At 38.7% G+C, this 20,785-nt stretch carries 18 protein-coding genes; 2 read left to right on the forward strand and 16 right to left on the reverse strand.

What is annotated here, in order from left to right:
* Positions 1 to 3: 3 nt before the first annotated feature.
* The 14 genes from KW850_RS29330 to KW850_RS29395 all read right to left on the reverse strand — a co-directional run bounded on the left by KW850_RS29330 (position 4) and on the right by KW850_RS29395 (position 16,737).
* Complete coding sequence (locus KW850_RS29330) at positions 4 to 330, reverse strand: hypothetical protein (protein ID WP_218351218.1); 327 nt, start codon at positions 328 to 330, stop codon at positions 4 to 6.
* Positions 323 to 1,030 carry a DUF5081 family protein gene (locus KW850_RS29335; RefSeq protein ID WP_218351219.1) on the reverse strand — a complete coding sequence of 236 codons (708 nt, stop codon included), beginning with the start codon at positions 1,028 to 1,030 and terminating at the stop codon, positions 323 to 325. The genes KW850_RS29330 and KW850_RS29335 overlap by 8 nt, the downstream gene beginning before the upstream one ends.
* Positions 1,030 to 1,329: a WXG100 family type VII secretion target gene (locus KW850_RS29340; RefSeq protein WP_218351220.1), complete on the reverse strand. Its 300-nt coding sequence runs from the start codon at positions 1,327 to 1,329 to the stop codon at positions 1,030 to 1,032. The genes KW850_RS29335 and KW850_RS29340 overlap by 1 nt, the downstream gene beginning before the upstream one ends.
* Entirely contained in the window at positions 1,316 to 1,726 is a 411-nt protein-coding gene (locus tag KW850_RS29345; RefSeq protein WP_218351221.1) for a chorismate synthase, read from the reverse strand. The genes KW850_RS29340 and KW850_RS29345 overlap by 14 nt, the downstream gene beginning before the upstream one ends.
* A complete protein-coding gene (gene essC, locus KW850_RS29350) occupies positions 1,713 to 6,251 on the reverse strand; it encodes a type VII secretion protein EssC (RefSeq protein ID WP_218351222.1) in 4,539 nt (1,512 codons plus the stop codon). The genes KW850_RS29345 and essC overlap by 14 nt, the downstream gene beginning before the upstream one ends.
* Before the next feature lie 43 nt (positions 6,252 to 6,294).
* Positions 6,295 to 7,617, reverse strand: a complete 1,323-nt coding sequence (gene essB / locus KW850_RS29355) for a type VII secretion protein EssB (protein WP_218351223.1) — start codon at positions 7,615 to 7,617, stop codon at positions 6,295 to 6,297.
* 66 nt (positions 7,618 to 7,683) lie between these two features.
* Positions 7,684 to 7,935 (reverse strand): EsaB/YukD family protein, encoded by a 252-nt coding sequence (locus KW850_RS29360; RefSeq protein WP_218351224.1) that lies wholly within the window; start codon positions 7,933 to 7,935, stop codon positions 7,684 to 7,686.
* 13 nt (positions 7,936 to 7,948) lie between these two features.
* Positions 7,949 to 8,461: a type VII secretion protein EssA gene (gene essA / locus KW850_RS29365; protein ID WP_218351225.1), complete on the reverse strand. Its 513-nt coding sequence runs from the start codon at positions 8,459 to 8,461 to the stop codon at positions 7,949 to 7,951.
* Positions 8,436 to 11,801, reverse strand: a complete 3,366-nt coding sequence (gene esaA / locus KW850_RS29370) for a type VII secretion protein EsaA (protein ID WP_218351226.1) — start codon at positions 11,799 to 11,801, stop codon at positions 8,436 to 8,438. The genes essA and esaA overlap by 26 nt, the downstream gene beginning before the upstream one ends.
* Positions 11,802 to 12,026: 225 nt before the next feature.
* Entirely contained in the window at positions 12,027 to 12,323 is a 297-nt protein-coding gene (locus KW850_RS29375; protein ID WP_026565218.1) for a WXG100 family type VII secretion target, read from the reverse strand.
* 855 nt (positions 12,324 to 13,178) lie between these two features.
* Complete coding sequence (locus tag KW850_RS29380; protein WP_218351227.1) at positions 13,179 to 13,886, reverse strand: SH3 domain-containing protein; 708 nt, start codon at positions 13,884 to 13,886, stop codon at positions 13,179 to 13,181.
* Between the two features lie 174 nt (positions 13,887 to 14,060).
* The gene (locus tag KW850_RS29385) at positions 14,061 to 14,567 is read right to left on the reverse strand and encodes a DUF6241 domain-containing protein (RefSeq protein ID WP_218351228.1); all 507 of its coding nucleotides are present in this window, start codon (positions 14,565 to 14,567) and stop codon (positions 14,061 to 14,063) included.
* Positions 14,568 to 14,989: 422 nt separating this feature from the next.
* Positions 14,990 to 15,988 (reverse strand): ABC transporter substrate-binding protein, encoded by a 999-nt coding sequence (locus KW850_RS29390; protein WP_218351229.1) that lies wholly within the window; start codon positions 15,986 to 15,988, stop codon positions 14,990 to 14,992.
* A gap of 326 nt (positions 15,989 to 16,314) precedes the next feature.
* The gene (locus KW850_RS29395) at positions 16,315 to 16,737 is read right to left on the reverse strand and encodes a hypothetical protein (protein ID WP_218351230.1); all 423 of its coding nucleotides are present in this window, start codon (positions 16,735 to 16,737) and stop codon (positions 16,315 to 16,317) included.
* 301 nt (positions 16,738 to 17,038) lie between these two features.
* On the opposite strand from KW850_RS29395, the gene KW850_RS29400 reads away from it, so the two are divergent.
* Complete coding sequence (locus tag KW850_RS29400) at positions 17,039 to 17,800, forward strand: VCBS repeat-containing protein (protein ID WP_218351231.1); 762 nt, start codon at positions 17,039 to 17,041, stop codon at positions 17,798 to 17,800.
* A gap of 66 nt (positions 17,801 to 17,866) precedes the next feature.
* Positions 17,867 to 18,355 carry a hypothetical protein gene (locus KW850_RS29405; protein ID WP_218351232.1) on the forward strand — a complete coding sequence of 163 codons (489 nt, stop codon included), beginning with the start codon at positions 17,867 to 17,869 and terminating at the stop codon, positions 18,353 to 18,355.
* A gap of 168 nt (positions 18,356 to 18,523) precedes the next feature.
* Here the strand turns inward: KW850_RS29405 and KW850_RS29410 are convergent, their stop codons facing one another.
* Both KW850_RS29410 and KW850_RS29415 read right to left on the reverse strand, forming a co-directional pair.
* Positions 18,524 to 19,681, reverse strand: coding sequence for a Ger(x)C family spore germination protein (locus tag KW850_RS29410; protein WP_218351233.1), 1,158 nt, complete (start codon positions 19,679 to 19,681; stop codon positions 18,524 to 18,526).
* Entirely contained in the window at positions 19,668 to 20,768 is a 1,101-nt protein-coding gene (locus tag KW850_RS29415; protein WP_218351234.1) for a GerAB/ArcD/ProY family transporter, read from the reverse strand. The genes KW850_RS29410 and KW850_RS29415 overlap by 14 nt, the downstream gene beginning before the upstream one ends.
* Between the last annotated feature and the right edge of the window lie 17 nt (positions 20,769 to 20,785).

Consider the following 20,785-nt stretch of genomic DNA (forward strand, 5'->3'; position numbering starts at 1 on the left):
ACATCATACCCCCAGTTTTGCGATGATTTGTTCCGCGATTGCTTCATCTGCCTGCATCATCGTATTTAGGATATCTATCACCAGCGCAGCAGCACGGGAGTAATTATCGTATAAATCCATTACCTTCTGATTCGCTTCTGCATATACATCCATTGCTTTTTTGGCTTTTCCTTCTGTGTAATAATCGATGTTCGCCAATTTTTCAATACTCGGTGTGGCATTGGTCTCTAGCTCTGTAATAATACCCTGCAAAAAGGTGAAAATGGTTGTCATCTCATCAGGATTTATATTAATCAGCAGGCTGGAACCGCCCCCATCAGCTTTAAGCATATGACTTCGCCTCCTTATAAGGGAAATCCATTTCATCAAATAGGACCTTCAAAAACCAGTATTGACTGGCATGATAATATTTTTTGTTTACAGTATCTACCATGATTAACTTTTCGTTTTTCGTAAAAATGAGCCACTGCTGATAATAGTGCCAATTAAATCGATCCTTATGTTCCTCTTTAAGATGGAAGAATTCTAAATTCATAAACATCTCTTCCGGTTCAAAACTCTCGGTCTCGCGTCTTTCTTGATTAGATAACTCTTTTTTTAAGAACGCTTTTTCAGTTTCAACTGGTTCTCTTACAATCACCGGAAATTGTTCACTTAACATTTTTAATAATGTCGCTTTAGAAGTGACGCGTAACTGATAATGACCCTGTTTTTCCAACTCCACCAGCACAATGACCTCATCACTTTCACGTTCACGGAAGGCAAAGAGAAGATTATTGATACGTACGTATTTCTTACTTTGATGGTAAAATTCAATGGTTCGGATGACCAGCGCCCCAGATTTTGTTATCTTTCCCTCGGGTGTGATGATTTTCTTCTCAATCAGCCGGTCATGTGCCTCTTTAAATACCTCTTCACCTTGTAATTGGTATACTTCTTTCTCAGGTAAGCCAAAAAGAACAGTTCCACCAAAAGCCGCCGCTAAAAGGTATAATTCAGCCGTTGAAAACGTATCTGTTGATTGTCCCATCATAAATTCTTCACTTCCCTTACTGAGCCGTCTTGAAGGAAATCATCTATGTAACCATCCAGGTTATTTAACGCTTTTGTTTGTTTTGCGACAGCGGACTTCATATCACGATGATATTTCTGAATGATTTCCAGATAACTTAAAAAGGAATCTCTAGATTTCCCGCTCCATTTGGCCGAATGAAGGTAAGAAATTAGTTGTTCACAAGATTCATAGGTTTGTTCAATCGATTGCTCTAATGCCTTCGCCGCGGCCTTGGCTTCATTTACTTTATCCCCGTCAATTCTAACGCTCCCCACTGATCAATCGCTCCAATCTTTCCTGTAGCTCTTTCAATTCCTTTTCTCTTCTAACTCTTTCCGCTTCTGCCTCTTTAATGGCCAAATTTTTATAATGGACATAGCGTTCATATGCCTTATTTTTCGCAGCAACCAGTGAACTCCGCTTTTCTTGATCTGCCCGAAAATACTGTTTTAACTTTTCGGTTAGTTCTTCCCTGCTAGTTTCAAAATCATTTGAAGGTATTTTCGAGTTAGATAGATTCGGAATAGTACCTAGATATGAACTGTAGGCTCCATTTGCTTCTGATACCTTATGATCGTGTTCCGAGACGGCACTCCTGAGTTTTTCATACAGGTCGTAATAATCATCTCTTTTTCTCTCCGTATCGCTTTTGAACCAATCAAACATGGACATTCACTTCCTCTCTTTTTACGCTAGGAGCAGCAATTTTGATCTTTTCTGCTTTGCCCTGTTTAATGTAGTAGGCTTCATATGGAAGTAAATTTGGCTCTTTATATGGTCTAGTTAGGACCTCAAGGATGTTCTGCTCCGTAATTCTCCCAATCAATATGCCCGTTTTTTGTTTCTTCACCGTGGTCGCGATATCATCGTATTGCCTTTCTAATGCACCATGAACGGCTCCGACAACAAAATGAATGCCTGCGCGAGCTCCAGTGTCCATTAGTTTTACAAGTGTCGATTGTTCTGTAAATGACATCGATTCGATCACGAATGACACATCGGTTATGAAGACAACCATAGGGCGGATCTCCTTTAGAAAATCATTCCTAGTCGCACGTCCATTGGTGGCCATTTGAACTTGACGGAAGGCATCTTCCCTTGTTTCAAATAATTGCTGAAGCCGCTCGATAAACTCCTCCATTGAACCAGCATGGTCGGCATAAAGATTGACATTTTCCTTATACATTCTAAATCTAGAAGCAGCATTGTCGATTAGCCCCACATCGATGTGATGATTAACTGAGATACTTGCGATCAGGGTTAGATAGGTTTGTTCCACTGCCTCAATTCGGTCACTTAAAATTAATGTAAACTGATCCTTAACAACACTTAATTCGATTGGCTCGACATTTTCAAAATCTACCGCAAATGGAATGCCACCTTTGTTTAAAATGGCTTTTGTCTCCGGTTTCTCAATAAATTGAGTGAAGTCAATTGTTTCTGGAACCATCGGAATCGGCAATGGCAGCTTGCCTTTCCAAGCGTTCTTCATCTCTATACTTTCTTCTTGAATATGTTTAATAATCGTCAGAGTATCTTCACCTTTTACAGGCAGAGCTGTTTGAAACAAGGTTGGCTGATCTAATTTAATCAAGCCGCGTCCTGGAACTTCTTCAATTGCTAACTCTGTTCTACCAACAATATTCCGCGGCTCCATTCCATCAATCATAAACAACGATATCTGATGCTTAATATTTGCCAGGACCGGTGCCCGCATTGCACTTTGTCGCCCAGCACTGATCACCATATGGATTCCTGCACTGACACCTTCTCGTGCAATCTGCGCCGCTATTCTCTCAAAATCGTCCCGATATGGAGCATCGCCAATGGAATCGATTGTATCGATGAGCAAAATAATAACGGGGACTGCCTCTCCACTAGCTCGTTCATACATTTGAATATTTCCTACACCATATTTACTTAATTTTTGTTTTCGTTCTTTTAACTCATTTTGCAGGCGGCGGAAAAGCTTTCCTAGTTTGATTTCCTCATCCACCATAATGGTATCTGCTGTATGCGGCAGGTCCCGTAATGGCAGCAAACCATTTGTCCCTAGGTCTATCAAATATAAATGGACTCTTTCTGGGCTATGATGTCTAGCAATATCCACGGCCACACTTTGTAAAAAGGTTGACTTCCCATAACCAGGACTCGCAAAGACGGCAAGATGCCCATCTTTAGAAAGATCCAATGTTAGTGGTTTTTGCACTTGCATTTCTGGGAGATCTAGAAGGCCGAATGTCACTTCTAATGGTTTCTTCTCTTCATACCAAGCTTCTGAATAACTCACTTCATCAAAATCTTGAAGGAAGATCCTTTCCTCTAATGGCGGCAGCCATGGTCTTGGAAGATCAGCAATCCTTTTTTCGTTTGCATAGGCATGAATATAATCCACTACCGCATCTAGCTCCGTTGGGACTTTTTTAATGTCGCCTTTATTGGATAATCCACTTAAGTCATGTGAGAGGATATCATATTGGCCAAGATCATTAATGGCATAAATCGTTGTGTCTAATAAATCTTGATCATTTTTATCAGGAATGTAATCTGCCCCGCTCCAAGCACTTTGAAATAGTTCATAAATTTCATTATTGCCGACCTGTAAGTAGGCACGACCAGGAAGCGTGATATTCGCGGCATCCGGCGTTTTCAAAATCTCTGTAGAATCACTGGCGTTTTGAACTTTGAGTGCCAGCTTAAATTTAGAGTTGGACCATATTTGGTCATCCACAACACCACTCGGCTTTTGTGTAGCCAGAATCAAATGAATCCCTAGTGATCGACCAATACGGGCTGTCGAAACAAGTTCCTTCATAAATTCCGGCTGCTCGGATTTAAGCTCAGCGAATTCATCTGATATTAAAAATAAATGAGGCATCGGCTCATTAGCCTCACCTGATTTATACAGTTTTTGATATTGATTGATGTGGTTGACATCATGTTCTCCAAATAAACGCTGGCGCTTTTGTAATTCTGCTTTAATCGAAGCTAGTGCACGCATCGATTGCGTACCGTCCAAATTTGTAATCGTTCCTAATAAATGCGGAAGATTTTTAAATAAATTGGCCATTCCTCCGCCTTTATAATCAATTAACAGAAAGGAGGCTTCATGCGGATGAAAGTTTACCGCAAGAGATAGAATATACGACTGAATAATTTCCGATTTCCCAGAACCAGTCGTCCCAGCAACTAATCCATGTGGTCCATGTGCCTTCTCATGGAGGTTCAAATTGACAATATCTTCTTTCCCCCGCATTCCCAATGGAACTGCTAGGCTTTTGTAGGTTTCATTTTGTGTCCACCGCCAGTCAATACCGAGTTCCTCCACTTTCTCTACACCGTACATTTCGAGAAAGGTCACGCTTTCTGGAATCGAATTTTTCAAATTTTGTAAATGATTGAGCGAAGCCAGCGCACGTGAAAAATCTTCTTTATTAAAGCCTTCCGGAAATTGATCTGGTGTAAATCTTCGATTGACCAATTCACCCTTCTCAAGGATCATCATTCCAGTTGAGGCATCACGGATATCAATCACAGTTTTCACTTGTTCAGGAAGAGACTGCATGACATCTTGCACGAATACAAGGGAAACACCTAATTCACTTGGGTCCTCATTAAAGTATTCCATCACAGCATGATCCAATATCATCTTTTCATCTGTTATGAGCACAACAAAATGAGGAGTGAAATAAATTTTTTCACTTTTATTACTTTTCTCATTGATAGCAAGCTTGCGTGCTTTTAATATCTGATAAAGTGAGTTAAGGACTTGATCACGGGACCGTTCGTGATAAACAAATCCCCTTACGTTTAGTTCTCGTAAACTAGCATGTGGGAGCCAGCGCATCCATTCCCATTTCCCTTTTTCCTCTTCAGGAAAGATAGTGACAAACTGGACATCATGGTAACTGTGAAATAAAGCAGACTGCATTACGAAAATTTGTAACTGTTCAAGCACAAGGGGACGCTGTCCAATGTACCCAACAGGTCCATTCATTAATGACGTCACTGCCGGTACATCCTCTAATGTGAGATACTGAGCCCGAAGATTGCGGGCTGCATCCAACAGTTCATCTTTATCAAGGGTAAACTCCTCGATATTGAATTCAATCTCAAAACTTGAATCCACCCGCCCTAATCCAACGCGATACATAAGGAAGTCATGATGTAAGCTAGTCTTTTCATAAATTCGGGGATCAACCTTCATTGCCATCACACGCAATTGCTCCACGTCTGGAAAGTGATAATAGAGGGCATGCCGCTGTTCTTCACTAGCTTGATATAATTGCTGTGTCTTCTGTTTCAAGTACTCGCGGTAGCTTGTATCCCGTTCTTTAATATCTAAGCGGTATTGCTTCAGGCTTTTTAGATAGGATGTGATTGAAAAAATGACCGTCGTTACTGTCATAGCCAGCATAATGATGATATAAAACCCATTCGATAGAAACAATGAGACCATGATCATTGCTGCAATCATCACAAGCGGCGGAACAATCACCCGTGCGAGCTGTTCACTCGGTTTTCCAGGTTTATTAGAAGGTTTAGCAATTTTTCGTTTTTCCTCTGGCTCACGGTATATTATCCTTGGTGAACGATGATAATCAGGGTAATGACTGCCGAAATCATTGTGAACGCCAAACAAACGAACCAATTTCGTTGCAATGATGGAGTCAGCACCCAGAATTTCAAGTTCCTCCTGGCCAATCTTCATCATCATCCCGTCAAAAAAAAGCTGGTCTCCTGGTTCTAGCAGCAGCACACCCGTTGTCCGAACATAGTTGTGGTAAACTTGACCGTCAAAGACTTCAAGTTTAAAAGGATCACCCAAATGTTCACGAATAAGTACAAAATCGAGGGCTGCGTTCTTGATTTTTACATCATCGTAATCATTAGCACCAAAGGTAATACTATAATTTTCTGTTGTATCGTATACACACCGCTCCGTTTCTTCCTTGAAATAAATCTGGATCGGCTCGTCATGAGTGTTTAATGTAAGGCATTCGTTTAACTGCAGCTGCTGTTTACCGATTGTGCATACAGCACCATCCCACATAATGGACAATGCTGGATGTAAATCGATAAATGTAATCGTGTTGGAACGATCATTTCCGACTGTTATTGTTTTTGGTTCATTTATCGTTAAATGGCATTTGTGCAAATGATCTTTATAGCTCAGCAGTAATAATCGTTGTGCCATCTTTCTCTTCCTCTCTATTACACAAGTATGCATTCATCTACTATTATTCCTTTGGTGCCCCTGCTGGATTTTCCTTTTTATCCACCTGGTCATTGTCTGTCGTTCCTGGTTTATCGATTGAATCTTGATTGATTACCTCTTGGCTGCTAGTTTCTTCTAATTGACTTTCCTCGCCTGCTGGAACTGAATTCTGCGGGTTTAGTATGGAGTCCAGACCATATTTATCAGCATATGTATTATATTGTTCTTGGTATTTTTGAACCTTACTTTCACGCTCTGTCCCACTTAAATCAGGGTCATTTTTCGCCTGTTCGATTTGTTTGATCAGTCCATACATGATTAATTGAGGGTCATCAATATACTTGGCAAGGTCGATCGTTCTGGCAAAATCCCCCCGGCCATTGTATATCCAATACAACAAATAATTAGGATCACTTTTTATACTAATGTTTTTCAAGATGACCTCTTTTTGATCATCAGAAAGTTTCTCAGTTTTAATGAAAGAATAAGCAAGAACATACTTACTAGTATCAGGTAATTTTTCTGGTGTTTGATCTTCTAAATCATTAATGACATTCCCATAATCTAAGGATAAAAAATGACGATCTGCTTCGAGGAGATCTTCCTGAAAAGGTGTTTTTACAAAACTCAAATAGACGAGCGGCACAGCCAATATAACGGCAAGAGCAATCATGATAAAAGTTAATTGTTTAAAAAGCCGAAATCGCTTTGCAGGTACATGTACCATGGTTTTTTCCAGCTCTATTTTATCCTTTATGTACTGTTCTTCCAAAAACTTGATTAAAGTATCAAAATCATCTAGTTCACCCACATGACGTTCAAAGGGAGTATCCTTGGCATTTTTCAATGAACCAGAATAGAGCTCGTCAAAGGTATACTTTTTTGAAAATAAGGCGACGATTAAACATTTATATTGGAGTAATAATTTTTCTTCATTCAGCTCATATGGGGGAATCAACTCCCGGATACCGCGAAACACGATAGATGGTAAAAGATTATCATCAAAAATCAGATTGTTGGGATGTAAGAAGAAGGTCATGCGCGTGGTTAGGATTTTTTTGAATCGAGCTAGATTGCACAACAGGCGTAGTTTATCTTTTCGGTTTAGCTTTTGAACATCTTCCCATGTGTTAGCGCGTGGATCGACTTCAAAAGAGAAGGTAAACATATCGTCTCCTTCTTCAACCATTGCAGGTACGAATAAGTCCGAGTCGTTATTGATTAAAGCTAATTGGCGAACATCTTTTACTCGTGTTTGTGATTTCGGCAAGTTCAGCTGCCAGCTATTGTTAAGAATGAGAAACTTGTATGTGATTGACTCCCATTGGATGCTTATTTCATTCATGAGTTCTGACTCCTTCCTGCGAAACAGGCTCTATCTTCAGAAAGATTTGTGCCTGTTTCTATATACTTATAAAACTAGTAAAAGGTCTCCATTGGTTACCGGGTAATCGATAAGCCGATCATCATCTGCCAATAAGAGTTCTTTGTTGGAAAGCTTTACTGCAAAAAGAGGTGCCATTGCAAGATCGAGATTTAAGGTGTCGGCCAAATTCACCAGCAGTTGTTTAATCGGTTGGTGCGCAGGGATTCTTACGTCATATTGCCCTTTTCCCCATCTGCTAAAATCAACGGTCACGTTAACATGTGTTTGACTAGGCATGATGTTCCCTCCTTTACCCGAGCATTTTTCTCATCATTGTAAAGATCCCGCCGCAGCCAATCACGACCATCCCTAAGAAGGTCGTGATTGTTTTAGTGTTTAAAAAAGCACCTTGTTGATTCTCAGGCTCGTTCTGGGTGGGAGCTGCAGTATGTTGAACTGTATAATTACTCGAAAACAGTACCTTTTCGGTATGTTTCAGAGTAATATCGGGCTTACTCGGCGCAACAAAAAGCCCTTGTTGTAAATCTGACGTGGATTTTTCCATTTTTATTTGTTTCGTTATAAGGGCAGCCCGTGTTTGTTCCTTGAACAGGTTCGGCGCCAATTTTTCCAATTCCGTTTCTTGATGGTCTTGAGTTTCTAAGTTCTCCCTTTCAACTGCATCTTGGCCAATCCGGTCCGTTTGCAATCGAATTTTCCCACTATGATCAAGGGTTTCATCCGCCAAAGGCTGGAGTGAAAACATAAAAAGGAATCCTATAAAAACAGTGATAGCACTACAGAGCTTCACTAACTCCTTCATGATTAACCTCCTCGCTTTTAGCAGGACGATTAGAGACAAACAAATGGCCGGCAAGGCTGGCAACCGTCAGGGCTGCTAAGCCAAAAATAATCCACTTCGTATCAGCAGCTCCACTGCCAAACTTCATTAATAACGTTTCAATGTACTGCAAAGGTGAGTAGTCTCTTAATGTAGCTGCGGCAGAGAATTGGTCAAAGTGACGCCCGAGTGCCTCGGTTAGGAATAAATAGAGGCTCAAAATCACCAAAAGAACAAACATACCTGCCATTTTCAACTGCCGTAATAAATTGGCTGAAACCAGCAGAAGTGTGACCATAATCAACGTGATTAAACCGGTCCATTTCAGGAAAACACCTTCACTCATTTGCAGCAAGTAGGCTGAAAGAAGCCCAATCACGATCCCCTCGATGATACCAATTCCCACTGTAATAATTGTGAGCGGAAGATTTTTGCCGACAATTGTCTGTTCTCCCGCAAATGTATCTTCTTGCAGACGTTTTCGCTCAAAATTGGAGAGAACATAAGCGGTAAATAACGCGACAATAAAACAGATCAAAACAATAAAGTAAGGAGTAAATGTATCACCTGCAGCGATGACTCCAGCATTCTTCGTTTGTACCGGATTAGAAAGAAAGCTTAACAAATCTTCATTTGGCCGCTCACCAATGCGGCTATTCGCCAGCACCCCGGCGAAATTGTCAGCAAAGTTTTGATCCTCTGCCAATTTAGTTGTTAAATTATTCGAAAGGGTCCCTGCCTGTTGTACTAAAGTCGTTCCACTGGCTTGAATTTCCTTCGCTTGACGATCGATTGCATCGAAGGTTTGATAAACCGAATCGGCAGAAGCTAAATTAGATTTCGACTGGTCCGCTAGGGATTGACTTGCAGCAAGCAGCGAGTTAAATTCATTTCCGATGGATAGAACTGCCTGTTGTTCTTCGTCCCCATTCAGCAAAACTTTTGCTTGTTCAGTTTGTAAATTAAGACTTGCTTCGCGCCATGCTCCCAAATCTTTTAACGTCTCAGAAAGGTTCTCATTTAATAGTTCCGCTTGTGCTGTTGTTTCGTTAATCCGCTCCGACATTTGGGCCGCATTTTGATTTGCATTGTCAACCAGTTGCATATATTCATCTATTTTGCCTTTTACCTCTTCAGTCTGTTCCCGTATTTCCTCTGTTATTTGTTCAGCAATATAAGATGCTAGCACATCGACAATGTCCTGTTTATTAAATAAATAATAAAGAGAATCCTCATCTGCCATATCCATCAGATTGGTTTGATTCAAATTATTTACTAGGTCCGGACGATTAAATTGCTCCATGCCAATACCAAAGTATAAATTATACAGAGTCAATAACTTATGGAAATCACTGACGGTATCGCTGGAAGCATTAATCAAAACACTTGTCGAGTCCACAGTAAGAGGTGACATCACTTGGTGGGTAATATGGTTATTTAAAATTTCCAATCTCTCTATAATGCTTTTGTTGTCATTGTCACTTGGTTGAGTCGAGTTCTGATTATCGATCGTTCCTTCAGCTGCTATCGTCTGAATACCTTCGTTAGACAATACGGATGGATCTGTTTCCTTTTCAAGTTCGGCTGAATTTGCCTCTGGTGTTTGTGTTTGTTCTGTTTGTTCTGTTTGTTCAGCCGGTTCTTGTCGTTCTGGCTGAGCTGGTTGTTCTGGCTGTTCTGGATGATCTACATCGGTTATGTCCTTCTGATCGAGTTCCCAACTCCATGTGATTGGCTGGAAAACGTCAAGGATTGCATCCATGTTTTTGAGAGTCACATCAATTTTTACAATGAATTCTCCATTATCGGTTGAAGGCAGTTTAATTTTTTGGTTATGAAGAAATGGCTCAGTATAATCCATTTCTTGACTATTTGGTAATGATAATAAAACTCTCTTAATCTCAAATTCTTTTGGAATCGATAGTGTAAATTCCTGTCCATTTTTTTTATTTTTCTGCAGGTTTACGGTATCTGTCAGAGTTACTCCCTTTGTCATCAAATCACTTTTGACTTGTTTTACTTTTTCAGACAAAGGAATCCCAGTTGCAACAGGTTTGGGGGTATAACCAAACTCTTGATTATATTTATTGGTAACAGCTATAACATTTCTTAGCTGTGTGACCGTTTGTTCACTTAAACCAAGGCCGTCTAAATCATTACTATCCATTGTCGGCAGCAGATCAATTTGCTTTTGTAATGCATCCCGTGCATTTTTATCTGGAGCCGCAAACATATGATTTAAGGAAACATTTTGTTCTTGACCTGACGTATGTTTTATTTCCTTCTTAAGCTTGTCTGCAATTAATTGCTCCATATCTGATGCCAATGTATCGGACAGCTCTATATTCATTTGCTCCATTTTATCCTTCGTATCCTTCAGGTACGTTTGAAGGGCAGCCGATTCGGTTAAAATAGTCGACGACTGATTATCATTTTGATGGAACTGGTCATTGATAGCCTTATTAGCTGACGTTAAATAATCTAATTGCAGCATGACATCGCCATGATTCATTTCACGATCTAACATGTTCAGCCGGCCGGAGAAATCTTTTGTTAAAAGGCCATTTGCCGCCTTCAGTTTCGTAAAATCCACTAAGCCGGATTGGTAGGTATTGCTTGCGGTTACATCCTCACCCAGGCTAGTTTCAAACCCTTGCAATAGGTCCTGTAAGCCGGTAAAACTCTCTCTCGATATCTCTGTGTTACTCTCAACTGCTCCAAACTGAGCGGTGTAACCGGCTAAGGGACGATGGATTGATTGATTATAAACGTTCGTATATACTTGCTCCTTGTTTACCAATGTACCAATATTGTCCTGAGCATCATGTAAATTGCCGATGACACTAGCAAAATAGACATCAATAATTTGGCGATTAAAATCTCCTAAGATTGCGCTCGCCGTTTTCTCGGCTTTTGCTTTTATATTGCTGTTATCAGAAGCATTAATTTTGTAGTTCAACACCACCTGTTCTGGTGATTTGGAATCAATTGATAATGCCTTTTCTGTAAAATCATTCGGAATGACAATCATCATGTTGTAGACATTTCGGTCAAGGCCGCTTTCAGCGACACCACGGCTGACAACATACCAGTCATGTGTATCATCTTTCTCAATATTCTTGATAAATTCAGCACCGAATTCATAGTTCTTATCATTAAATTGTGCACCTTGATCTTCATTAACCAATGCTACGGTCATTTTCTGCTCATCTGTGCTGGCTTTGCTATTTGATACTTGATTCAATGCCAGATAAGAGATGCCTGAAGATAGCGCAAGGATCAGAACTATAAATAACAAGACACCTCGCTCAACCCTTTTCATCCACTCAACCCCTGAAATTTTTAGTATGTAATAAAGAAATGATTTCTATTTTTATATAAAAACACTTTAATATGTTGGGAGACTTTTGAAATTGCCTGCTCGCTGCAAACAAAGAATAAAAGCCACACAACAATTGTCGCGTGGCTTTTGGTTTTTTGGGAACATAGCCCCGAATGACTTTTCCCACTAATCTAACGCTCATCTTTCATTTGTCAGGCAAACGAATTAATTAAGCCCAAAATTCTGCGATAATTGCTCATCTTGTTGAGCAACTGCATCTGCCGTCTTGTTCAATTGTGTATTAATTTCTTGCATCAATTGAGCAAAATTTTGTACCTTTGGCTTCAACTGGTTAAACTGATCGTCAAATCTTTGGAAGGCACGACCTTCCCATTCACCACGAAGTTCATTTTGTAAATTAGTTAAGTCCCTTAAAATTTGCTCAATTTGTTGTGAACTTTGCCCATAGCGAGTCGCTTTAGCTTTTAACTCCGCTGGGGTCATACGAATTTGTCCAGCCACTTGTTTTCCATCTCCTCTACCTATAGGTTGCCCTGGAATTGATTAACCACTTTTTCCAGACAATTACACTACGTTGGAAGTAAATTCCTATCTATTTATTTATCACAGGTTTATTCAACATTCAAACACCTCTGGAAATGAGTGGGGTTTTTTCTAGTACTTTCTTTCTAATTTAACTTGAAACTTGGAATTTCCAGACATAAGATTATGAAAATATGATTCTTTCTTAATAAGACAATCGGATGGTTTATCGGAGTAAAAATCATGGAACGTTAAAAACAGTAGAACTTTTTACCTGTTTTTCGAGTTATAATGGGCTCCTTGCACAGTTCTAAATACACAAACTTTACTTGACAAGACGATGTGATAAGTAGCACACCGGTACCAACAAATGGAAAAAAGCTTCTCATAAATTAAATTAATGAGAAACCTCTTTTTGTTTTCCATATAAAGAAACCTTGGATGAGCGTTTGAATTCTATTATTCAAAAAAATGTTTATTTAAGAACTTCTAATTTTGTCGATATCTACTCAGAATTTGTAGATATTTCCCGGGAATTTGTTGAAATTTGAAAAATAGTAAATCCGAATTGTCGGAACAAAGGAATTTCTGCCTTTGATTTGGTTATCATTCGCAGATATATCGCCCAGCGATACAAAACAAAAAAAAATTTCTTTTTGTTTTTAACACACGTATTACCTAGGGCTTAGTCCATATCGCGTAACGCTATTAGCGCTTCAATGTCGCATTAACAACGATAACTAATCAACATCATAAAAAACTCATATCTATTTCATTGTATCGCCCGGCGATACGATAAAGTTGAGCAAAAAAAAAAAAGCCTATACAGGCACCTTATTTTCGGAATATGGAGAGAATCCATTCCCATCTTTCTTTAGGTTTTTGTATCGCTTCTTCTAAGCGTTTATTAAAATCATTTTGTGAACGCCATTCTTTTTCCAGTTCGTCCCGTATAGTTTGTATCTCTTTTTGTAAGGATTCATTTTTTTGTATTTCTTGTTTCAGCAATGTTTCGAAATGGGTATTTTGTTGTTCAGTTAACTTTTCAATTTTCGCATGAGTTTTTTGCGCTGAATTAGCAATGCTGGAACTTATAACATGGTGATCTTGCTGCAGTCGGGAAACCGTTACTTTAAGCTGAGACATATCGTTTGTCAGTTGGACATTCATTTCACGCGTGGCTGCGAGTTCATTGACCAAAACCTTTAAGATCTCCTTTAATTGATTGGGGTCTTGGGGTAAAGTTTCATATGTATCGGATATCGCAATTTCAGTTTCATTGAAATCTACTAATCTTTCCTTTTGTTGATACGCAAGGTCTTTAGCTGTATCGTCTAGGGGCTTGTCCGTATCGCGTAACGCTATAAGCGCTCCGATGTCAGATTGAACAAAAATACGCCGATCGCCATCTTTGAAAAACTCATATCCATTCCGCTCTAAGATTTGGCCATACTTTCGAACAGTAGGTGTTGCAATCCCAACTTCTTCTGCCACTTCCTTAGTGGAGAAAGCCTGTTCATTCATTTGTATATCGCTTCGCATATCGGACCTCCTTTTCTATTAAATATGAGGGTTATTTGATATATTTGCAAGTTATATCGCCTAGCGATACGAAACAAAAACAAGAAAAGATCAGCCCTTTTTTGATGCTATCACCAACACATCTTTCAATACGGTATTTCAGAGCTTTAATTGGCAGCAGTTGTAGATTCTATTTCACTGCTTAACATCGTAATTCTCCTGGATAAATTCCATTTCTTCTTCTGGTGATGCTACGCCAAAGGCTTTTCCAACTGTGCCACCCTGCAGCGACCAAATGGCATTGTGGTTGATAACCACGCTATCAAAATTGCCTTTATCCCAAGATCTTAATATATTTAAATATAAATCACCATTTTCATACTCTTTCTTATTCGCTTCCACCACTTGGAGTAATCTTTTTACCCGTTCAACTGTTAATGGCAATGCACCCCATTTTTTGTCCGCTAATACTTTTTGATGTGACATATTATGTATGGCTTGCTGAACAGAGTTTTCGTTCATGCTGAACGGAAATTCACTTTCAACCTTATTATTCTGATCATGCACTTGGACCACTTTTTCACCAGTGGGTGCAGTTCCTACCCTAAGAGTTACATTCTCCTTATCAAAATATAAATAGCCACAAACTAATACACCCGCGAGTACTACTGGTATCCATATTTTTTTATGTATTATTTTCATAGTTTCTCCTGCTCCTCTTATGAGAAGGTCTGGAACAACTCTCCGTCCCTCCAAGATAGGCTTAAAATTAATAATTCCACGTTTCCCTTCATTTTCCCTTTAATACCTTTGAAAAGTGCTGATAAATGCATTCTAACAACAAAAACCACTCCCTAAATTTATTTAGGAAATGGTTATCGCTTTTGATATAAATGATTTTAAAATTCGATAAAGCCTATAATTAATTCCCCATCCAGGGTTCTTTCCTTGACCCAATCACCAGTTTTTATAATGGAATTATTATTTAAAAACATTCTTTTTCATCTACTCAGATTAGTATGGTTTTAATAATTTTAAGAACTGTAATTATTTTACCAAGAAGAACTCTGAAGCATTTAATTGTTACTAAGGTGTTTAAGGCAGGTCACAGATAAATGTAGATTTTATTCCACTATCTTCGCGTCCTTTAGCATCTCCTCTGTTAAGGTGATCCCTTCCTCCTGAGCTGCTTTTTTGTTGATGTACAACTCAAGGTTTTCCGGGAAGCCGACAGGAATTTCACTTGGTTTTTTTCCTTTGAGAATTTCTACAGCCATTTTTCCGGTTGTGTAGCCCAGATCGTGGTAGTCAAATCCATAAGATGCGAAGGTTCCGCGTTTGACAGAATCGCCCTCACCAACAAAGGTTGGGATATCTTGGGAATTAGCTACTGTTATAACCGATTCTAGGGCAGAAACGACGGTGTTGTCCTTTGGAATGTATAATACGTCCGCACGCCCTACCATTGACTCGGCCGCCTGCTTTACTTCGGTACTGGCTGTTATAGTAGTTTCAACTGCCTCAAGACCCGCTGCCTCTAAAGCTGTTTTAGCATGTTTAACATTTACAACAGAGTTGGGTTCACCATTGTTATAGATAATGCCCACCTTTTTGGCATCGGGAATAAAAGTTTTAATGGCAGCAATCGTATTCTTTATCGCATCTGGGTGGGTATCAGATGTGCCTGTCACATTCCCGCCTGGCTTTTCCAAACTTTGGACAAGTTCGGCCCCGACTGGATCCGTAATGGCGGTAAATAATATTGGAATATCCTTCGTCTGGTTAACTACTGCCTGAGCGCTAGGAGTGGCGATAGCCAAAATTAGGTCATTCTTGTCTGCAACCAATTTTTGGGCAATGGATGTATTATTGTTCATGTCTCCTTGGGCATTCTGGTAATCAAGTTTCAAGTTCTTTCCTTCTTCATAGCCGGCATCCTTCAGAGCCGCGATAAAACCCTCTCGAGCAGCATCAAGAGACGGATGTTCCACAATTTGAGTAATGCCTATTTTAACTACTTTCTCTTTTTCTTTTCCCTCTCCTCCTGTTTCCTTACTTCCCCCTCCGCATGCTGAAAGCAATAATAATGCTCCACTCAAAACTAACGCTAAACCCTTTCTCATCTGTTAATCCTCCCGAAATTAATCCACTATTTATGTATCCTCTTGATGAACAACAAAGAAAGCGATTTCCTTTATTGGTATAAACTTTAGAAAATTTATAATATTCAGATTCTAACACATACACTGAGTGTGAGACAATAGTAAAAACACGTAATTTATCACCTTTCAGAAAATGTTACCCTAAGGTTATTTTCAGGTTACCAAAGGTAAATTTTTATAAAAAAAATAAAAGGTATAAATCACTCATTTTTTTAGCAATCATACCTTTTGGCATTTATGATTTCAGCCCAACTGATTGTAGGATTCATTCACAAACCCTTTTCTTTTTATACGCAAGTAAACGATTGAATTTGTCGTAAACTTATTCCCATATAAACCCATCTAGATCCAATCCAACGCCACCCAGAGACAGAGGATCGGCCAACAAAGGTTGGGTAAAACCAAAATTGCTGAAATCCTCTTAGCCATACATACGTATATCTGAATAAACATCTTCTGATACCGCCTGGATCAACTGCAAATTGTTCTGCTTGTTGTGTTTGAGCGGGAACATAGGATGGCGGCGGTGAAGTTGGCGGTCCAGCCCCTGGTCCTTGACCCGGTGGTGCAAACGGAGGTTGGGACCCGCCAAATTGTCTTTCATCAAGGGGCTCAATGTAATAGTTCTCCTCTTGGAATGGGGTTGAATATAAATTAGTTTCCTGACTATTGGGATAGTTATTATACAAATGAAAATGACTAGGATACATAAAATGCGCTCCTTTACTTTTTAATCTCACATCATCATATTCTTTAGTCATTTACCTAAAAACTTGTACCCTCAGAAATGTGTGTTTACCTATAAAATAGTTATTTTTTTATTAAACCCGTGCAGGCCATACAAAATTGTTAGCTCTTTCATAGTTGTATCAACCATTCACATTTTTTCACTTTTGAATTACTCAGCATTACTATACTGAACATTCTCTTAACCATTTTTTGTGTCATATAGGTATTTACCTGCATATGGTACACAAAGTAATTGCTACATGTTTATAGGGGGGAGATATTTTGTACAGGCAATTTCAAGTACAACCGTATGATCACCATACTTATTCTGGAAACCGAGTGTTGCTTGACATGAAGCAAGGTGATGTTACAGGTGACGGTATCATTGATTACGTCTATTTATATGGGAATAAACACGATGATTCCGAAATCTTCGCAGATAATATTACACTCGTCATTCAAGATGGGCGTTCTAACCAGATCTCAACCATTAATCTTCAAAAAAATGCTGGATACAATGCTAAGCTCTTCCTTGGGGATTTTTCTAACGATAACATTTTAGATATTTTGGTAAGTATTGAATCGGGAGGAAGCGGAGGCTACGGTATTTTCTATATTTACTCACTCACAAATAATAGGCCTCGCCTATTGTTTGATTTTGAAAAATATAATAATAGCTACAAGTTTAATGTCAATTATGAAGATTTATATAAAGTAAGTGTAGGAAACCCTTCACTAGACCTGCTTTTCACCCTTGACATTAGCCATAAAGGCGTTGATTATCTATCACAGCTTTACGATGAAAATGGCAAATTAAAACAGCCTGTTAAAGGCGAGGTTCTTGCTGTGGCTGCATTATATCCCATTGTTACAAATGGAGAAAGCATGAGTTTTGATATACTTGTTTATCAACGGATTATTGGTACGTCTAATTCGGATACATTAGGATATGTAGAAAACCTTTTAACATGGAATGGTACTCAATTTATTTCCACAACATTGGCAACAGAGACTTTTGGAACAAAGTTAAGCAGCCCCTACTAATGTTGAAATTCCACGCTTGTTTTATAGTTCAATACATTATCTTTTCAAAGCAATGGAGGTTTGAGTATGACAAATTTTTATTCTTTTCATGGGACTGTCACCATGATTACTGATCTTATCGGGCAAAATGGAGCAGGAGATGGCTGTAATAAATTCATTTCTGTAGAAAACGGATTGGGAGCATTAGTGAATTTCGTGGTGTCACCCAGTACTTACTTTGTAGACCATGTTATGGTGGCAGTAGGAGATCGCGTAACTGGATATTATGACGGGAATGCACCTGCTCTTCTTATTTACCCTCCACAATATCCAGCACTTGTCATGGTAAAAGATAACCCGTATCAGACTGTAAAAGTGGATTATTTTAATAGTCAGTTGGAGAGTAGCGATGGACGATTACGTTTAAATATCTCTCCATATACCCAAATAGTATTAACAAATGGGCAATCCTTTACAAGAAACCCTGCGAACCGCGATCTAATTGTTATTTATGGGCCATCTACAAAAAGTATCCCCGCCCAAACCACACCCTATAGAATAATAGTTTTGTGTTAGATGTTATTCTTCAATACCTGTTTGGCACTTAATACGGAAAAATTAGATACACCACCATGTGGATTTAGAGAAGTAACATTACGAGGGTCTGAACATTAGGTTCAGGCCCTTATTTTTAAGTTCGTTTAATAGATGAAAAACAAGTAATGTCTTTTGCACTAACAAAAGTTATTTATTTTTCTTTGATCCAATCATTCCGTAATCCTTTATCGTAATCGATACATCATAGGTGATGGGAATCTCACTAAATTTTTCATCCCAATTTCCCTTCACGTTTTTCCAAACATTAGGATATTGTATGCGCAATTGGTTGCCAAATCCTCCAACATCAACTCCGAATTCCTTTTGCATTTTTTTTGTGGTATTCACTACTAAGTGAGTAACTTCTTTCGCAGCCGCATTTTCTATGTGTTTAATAGTTTTATTCTTAAAAGCAGGCTTAAAGTGAGGATTCCAATATTCAGCGATTCTTCCCTCTGACTCAATTTTTACATCAAACGAAATTCTACCACCGGTAACATGCGGCTTAATTTTGCTTTTCATTGACTGAATCTGATAATATGTGGGTTTATCCGACTTTTTTTGGAAGGCTTTTACTGCTCCGCTTTTACCTTCTCCTGTTATCCAATTTATGCCTTCAATCTCTTCCTTATTAAGAATCCCAATCATCTTGTTTGTTCTTCCTTTTATTACGGCCGCTCCATTAAAATCAATTTCTCCCTTTTTTAAATCAATCAGTTGTATAAGGAAGCTGGTCTGAGAGTTCGATTTCCCCCAAATCTTCATTAAAGAGAGGTGCCTCAAAGCTCTAGTTGTAAGTTCCTGTTTTGCAATTTCTACCAAGCGTATAGCAGGAATGACTTCGGCTTCCTTTGATTCTAGAGTTCGTGCAGCTTCTCCTTTAGAAATAAAGATTAAGGTACTTCCTCTAATATCGATATCCCGAAAGAACAAATCTGTTATTTCTCTTATTGGCTCTTCACGAGCAAGATCTTGCCCAATAATCACTGCTTTTTCATGTGCCCCTGAAATAGAACCTTCTCTTCGTAAGGTCGTTTCCCAACCGATTGGTTCTTGTGAAATTCCTGTTGCAGAGACATTAATATAAGGTTTTTGTTGTGGTAATTTGTTAGTTGAATTACCGATTGCACCTGGTATTACATATTGAAGAGTAGATCGTATTTTTCCATCTTTTGATTTATCTACAGCTGTGCCAACAGCGATATTTAGATCTTCAATGGACTTGCTGCTCCAGCAACCAGACAGCAGAAAAAGTAAAAGCATCGAGACAAAAGAATTTCTTAGTATAGGTTTACATTTTTTCATATTTTCTTTCCTTCACCTTTGAGATAATGAAAAGGACAAGCGGCATAATAAAAAATAAATAAAGGGCGAAATTACCAATTATATCTGACATTTTAAATACCTCATTTATATTTTTAGGAATCATAGAAACTAAATAAATGAGCGGTATTAAACTATAAATAAACGCGTGAGTATTTTTCGAAAAAATCTGCTTTAATCCTAGAGTAGCAATAAATAAAGCAATGACATACGTAGCGAATATTTGCATAATCCAAATGACAAGAAGGAGGGAATCGAACCGTTCAAAAAAAAGCCCTGTGATTTCAAAGCTTCGAATAAACGTAAGTACAGGCCATGTTTGTGACACTACTGCGTCTACTGACATGGATCCTATTACGATTACCACTGTAATAGTATAAAAGATAAAGGGTATTCCAACTCCGAGAATTGGAACTTTTGTTACCTTGTTTTTTTCTTTCATGAACATATAAATAAAGAGGAGAATTTCGAAGCCTGCAAAAGAAAGAGATGAGGTTGTTAACCCCTTCAAGACAGGCTTAACCCCCGATCCTAACACCGGACGTAAATTATCAACCTCAAATAATTCGATGCCTAAAAACATGACCAAAAGGAGAAAAAGAACCGAAATTGGAAAAATAATTTCTAATAACCGTGCAATGGCATTTACCCCTCCCTGAACTAAGTATAGACCTATCCACAAAAATGGCATCATAATAGCCCATGTTGGAGTTCCCTGAAGTAAGAATAATCGTGTAGTTTCAGCCATAGTTCGAACCTCATATGCGGACAACGCAATATAATAGCAGATAACTGTTAAACTTAGCAGCGATCCTATCCATTTCCCAAGAAGTTTTTGATTAAATTGATAGAAAGTTTCGTTCGGGTATCTTTGGCATAGTTTTAATATTATTACTGATACAAGTGTAATAATTAATCCACTAACAATTATTGCGATCCAAGAATCGGGAGTTTGGACTTTCTCTGTCATGGTTCTGGGCAGCGTTAAAATCCCTGCACCGAAAATAAAATTTGTGATAAACATTACTGCTTGATGAGAAGTTATTTGATCTAAAGGACTGGAGGTCATAATTAGTCAACTCCTTT

It is taken from the genome of Bacillus sp. sid0103, from assembly GCF_019219025.1.

Bases quoted from the DNA above. Each gene is read 5' to 3' on its own strand.
- essB (WP_218351223.1), bottom strand. From the start codon at position 7,617: ATGAATGAAATAAGCATCCAATGGGAGTCAATCACATACAAGTTTCTC.
- KW850_RS29390 (WP_218351229.1), bottom strand. From the start codon at position 15,988: ATGAGAAAGGGTTTAGCGTTAGTTTTGAGTGGAGCATTATTATTGCTT.
- KW850_RS29385 (WP_218351228.1), bottom strand. From the start codon at position 14,567: ATGAAAATAATACATAAAAAAATATGGATACCAGTAGTACTCGCGGGT.
- KW850_RS29380 (WP_218351227.1), bottom strand. From the start codon at position 13,886: ATGCGAAGCGATATACAAATGAATGAACAGGCTTTCTCCACTAAGGAA.
- KW850_RS29330 (WP_218351218.1), bottom strand. From the start codon at position 330: ATGCTTAAAGCTGATGGGGGCGGTTCCAGCCTGCTGATTAATATAAAT.
- esaA (WP_218351226.1), bottom strand. From the start codon at position 11,801: ATGAAAAGGGTTGAGCGAGGTGTCTTGTTATTTATAGTTCTGATCCTT.
- essC (WP_218351222.1), bottom strand. From the start codon at position 6,251: ATGGCACAACGATTATTACTGCTGAGCTATAAAGATCATTTGCACAAA.
- KW850_RS29335 (WP_218351219.1), bottom strand. From the start codon at position 1,030: ATGGGACAATCAACAGATACGTTTTCAACGGCTGAATTATACCTTTTA.
- KW850_RS29345 (WP_218351221.1), bottom strand. From the start codon at position 1,726: ATGTCCATGTTTGATTGGTTCAAAAGCGATACGGAGAGAAAAAGAGAT.
- KW850_RS29395 (WP_218351230.1), bottom strand. From the start codon at position 16,737: ATGTATCCTAGTCATTTTCATTTGTATAATAACTATCCCAATAGTCAG.
- KW850_RS29415 (WP_218351234.1), bottom strand. From the start codon at position 20,768: ATGACCTCCAGTCCTTTAGATCAAATAACTTCTCATCAAGCAGTAATG.
- KW850_RS29410 (WP_218351233.1), bottom strand. From the start codon at position 19,681: ATGAAAAAATGTAAACCTATACTAAGAAATTCTTTTGTCTCGATGCTT.
- KW850_RS29360 (WP_218351224.1), bottom strand. From the start codon at position 7,935: ATGCCTAGTCAAACACATGTTAACGTGACCGTTGATTTTAGCAGATGG.
- essA (WP_218351225.1), bottom strand. From the start codon at position 8,461: ATGAAGGAGTTAGTGAAGCTCTGTAGTGCTATCACTGTTTTTATAGGA.
- KW850_RS29405 (WP_218351232.1), top strand. From the start codon at position 17,867: ATGACAAATTTTTATTCTTTTCATGGGACTGTCACCATGATTACTGAT.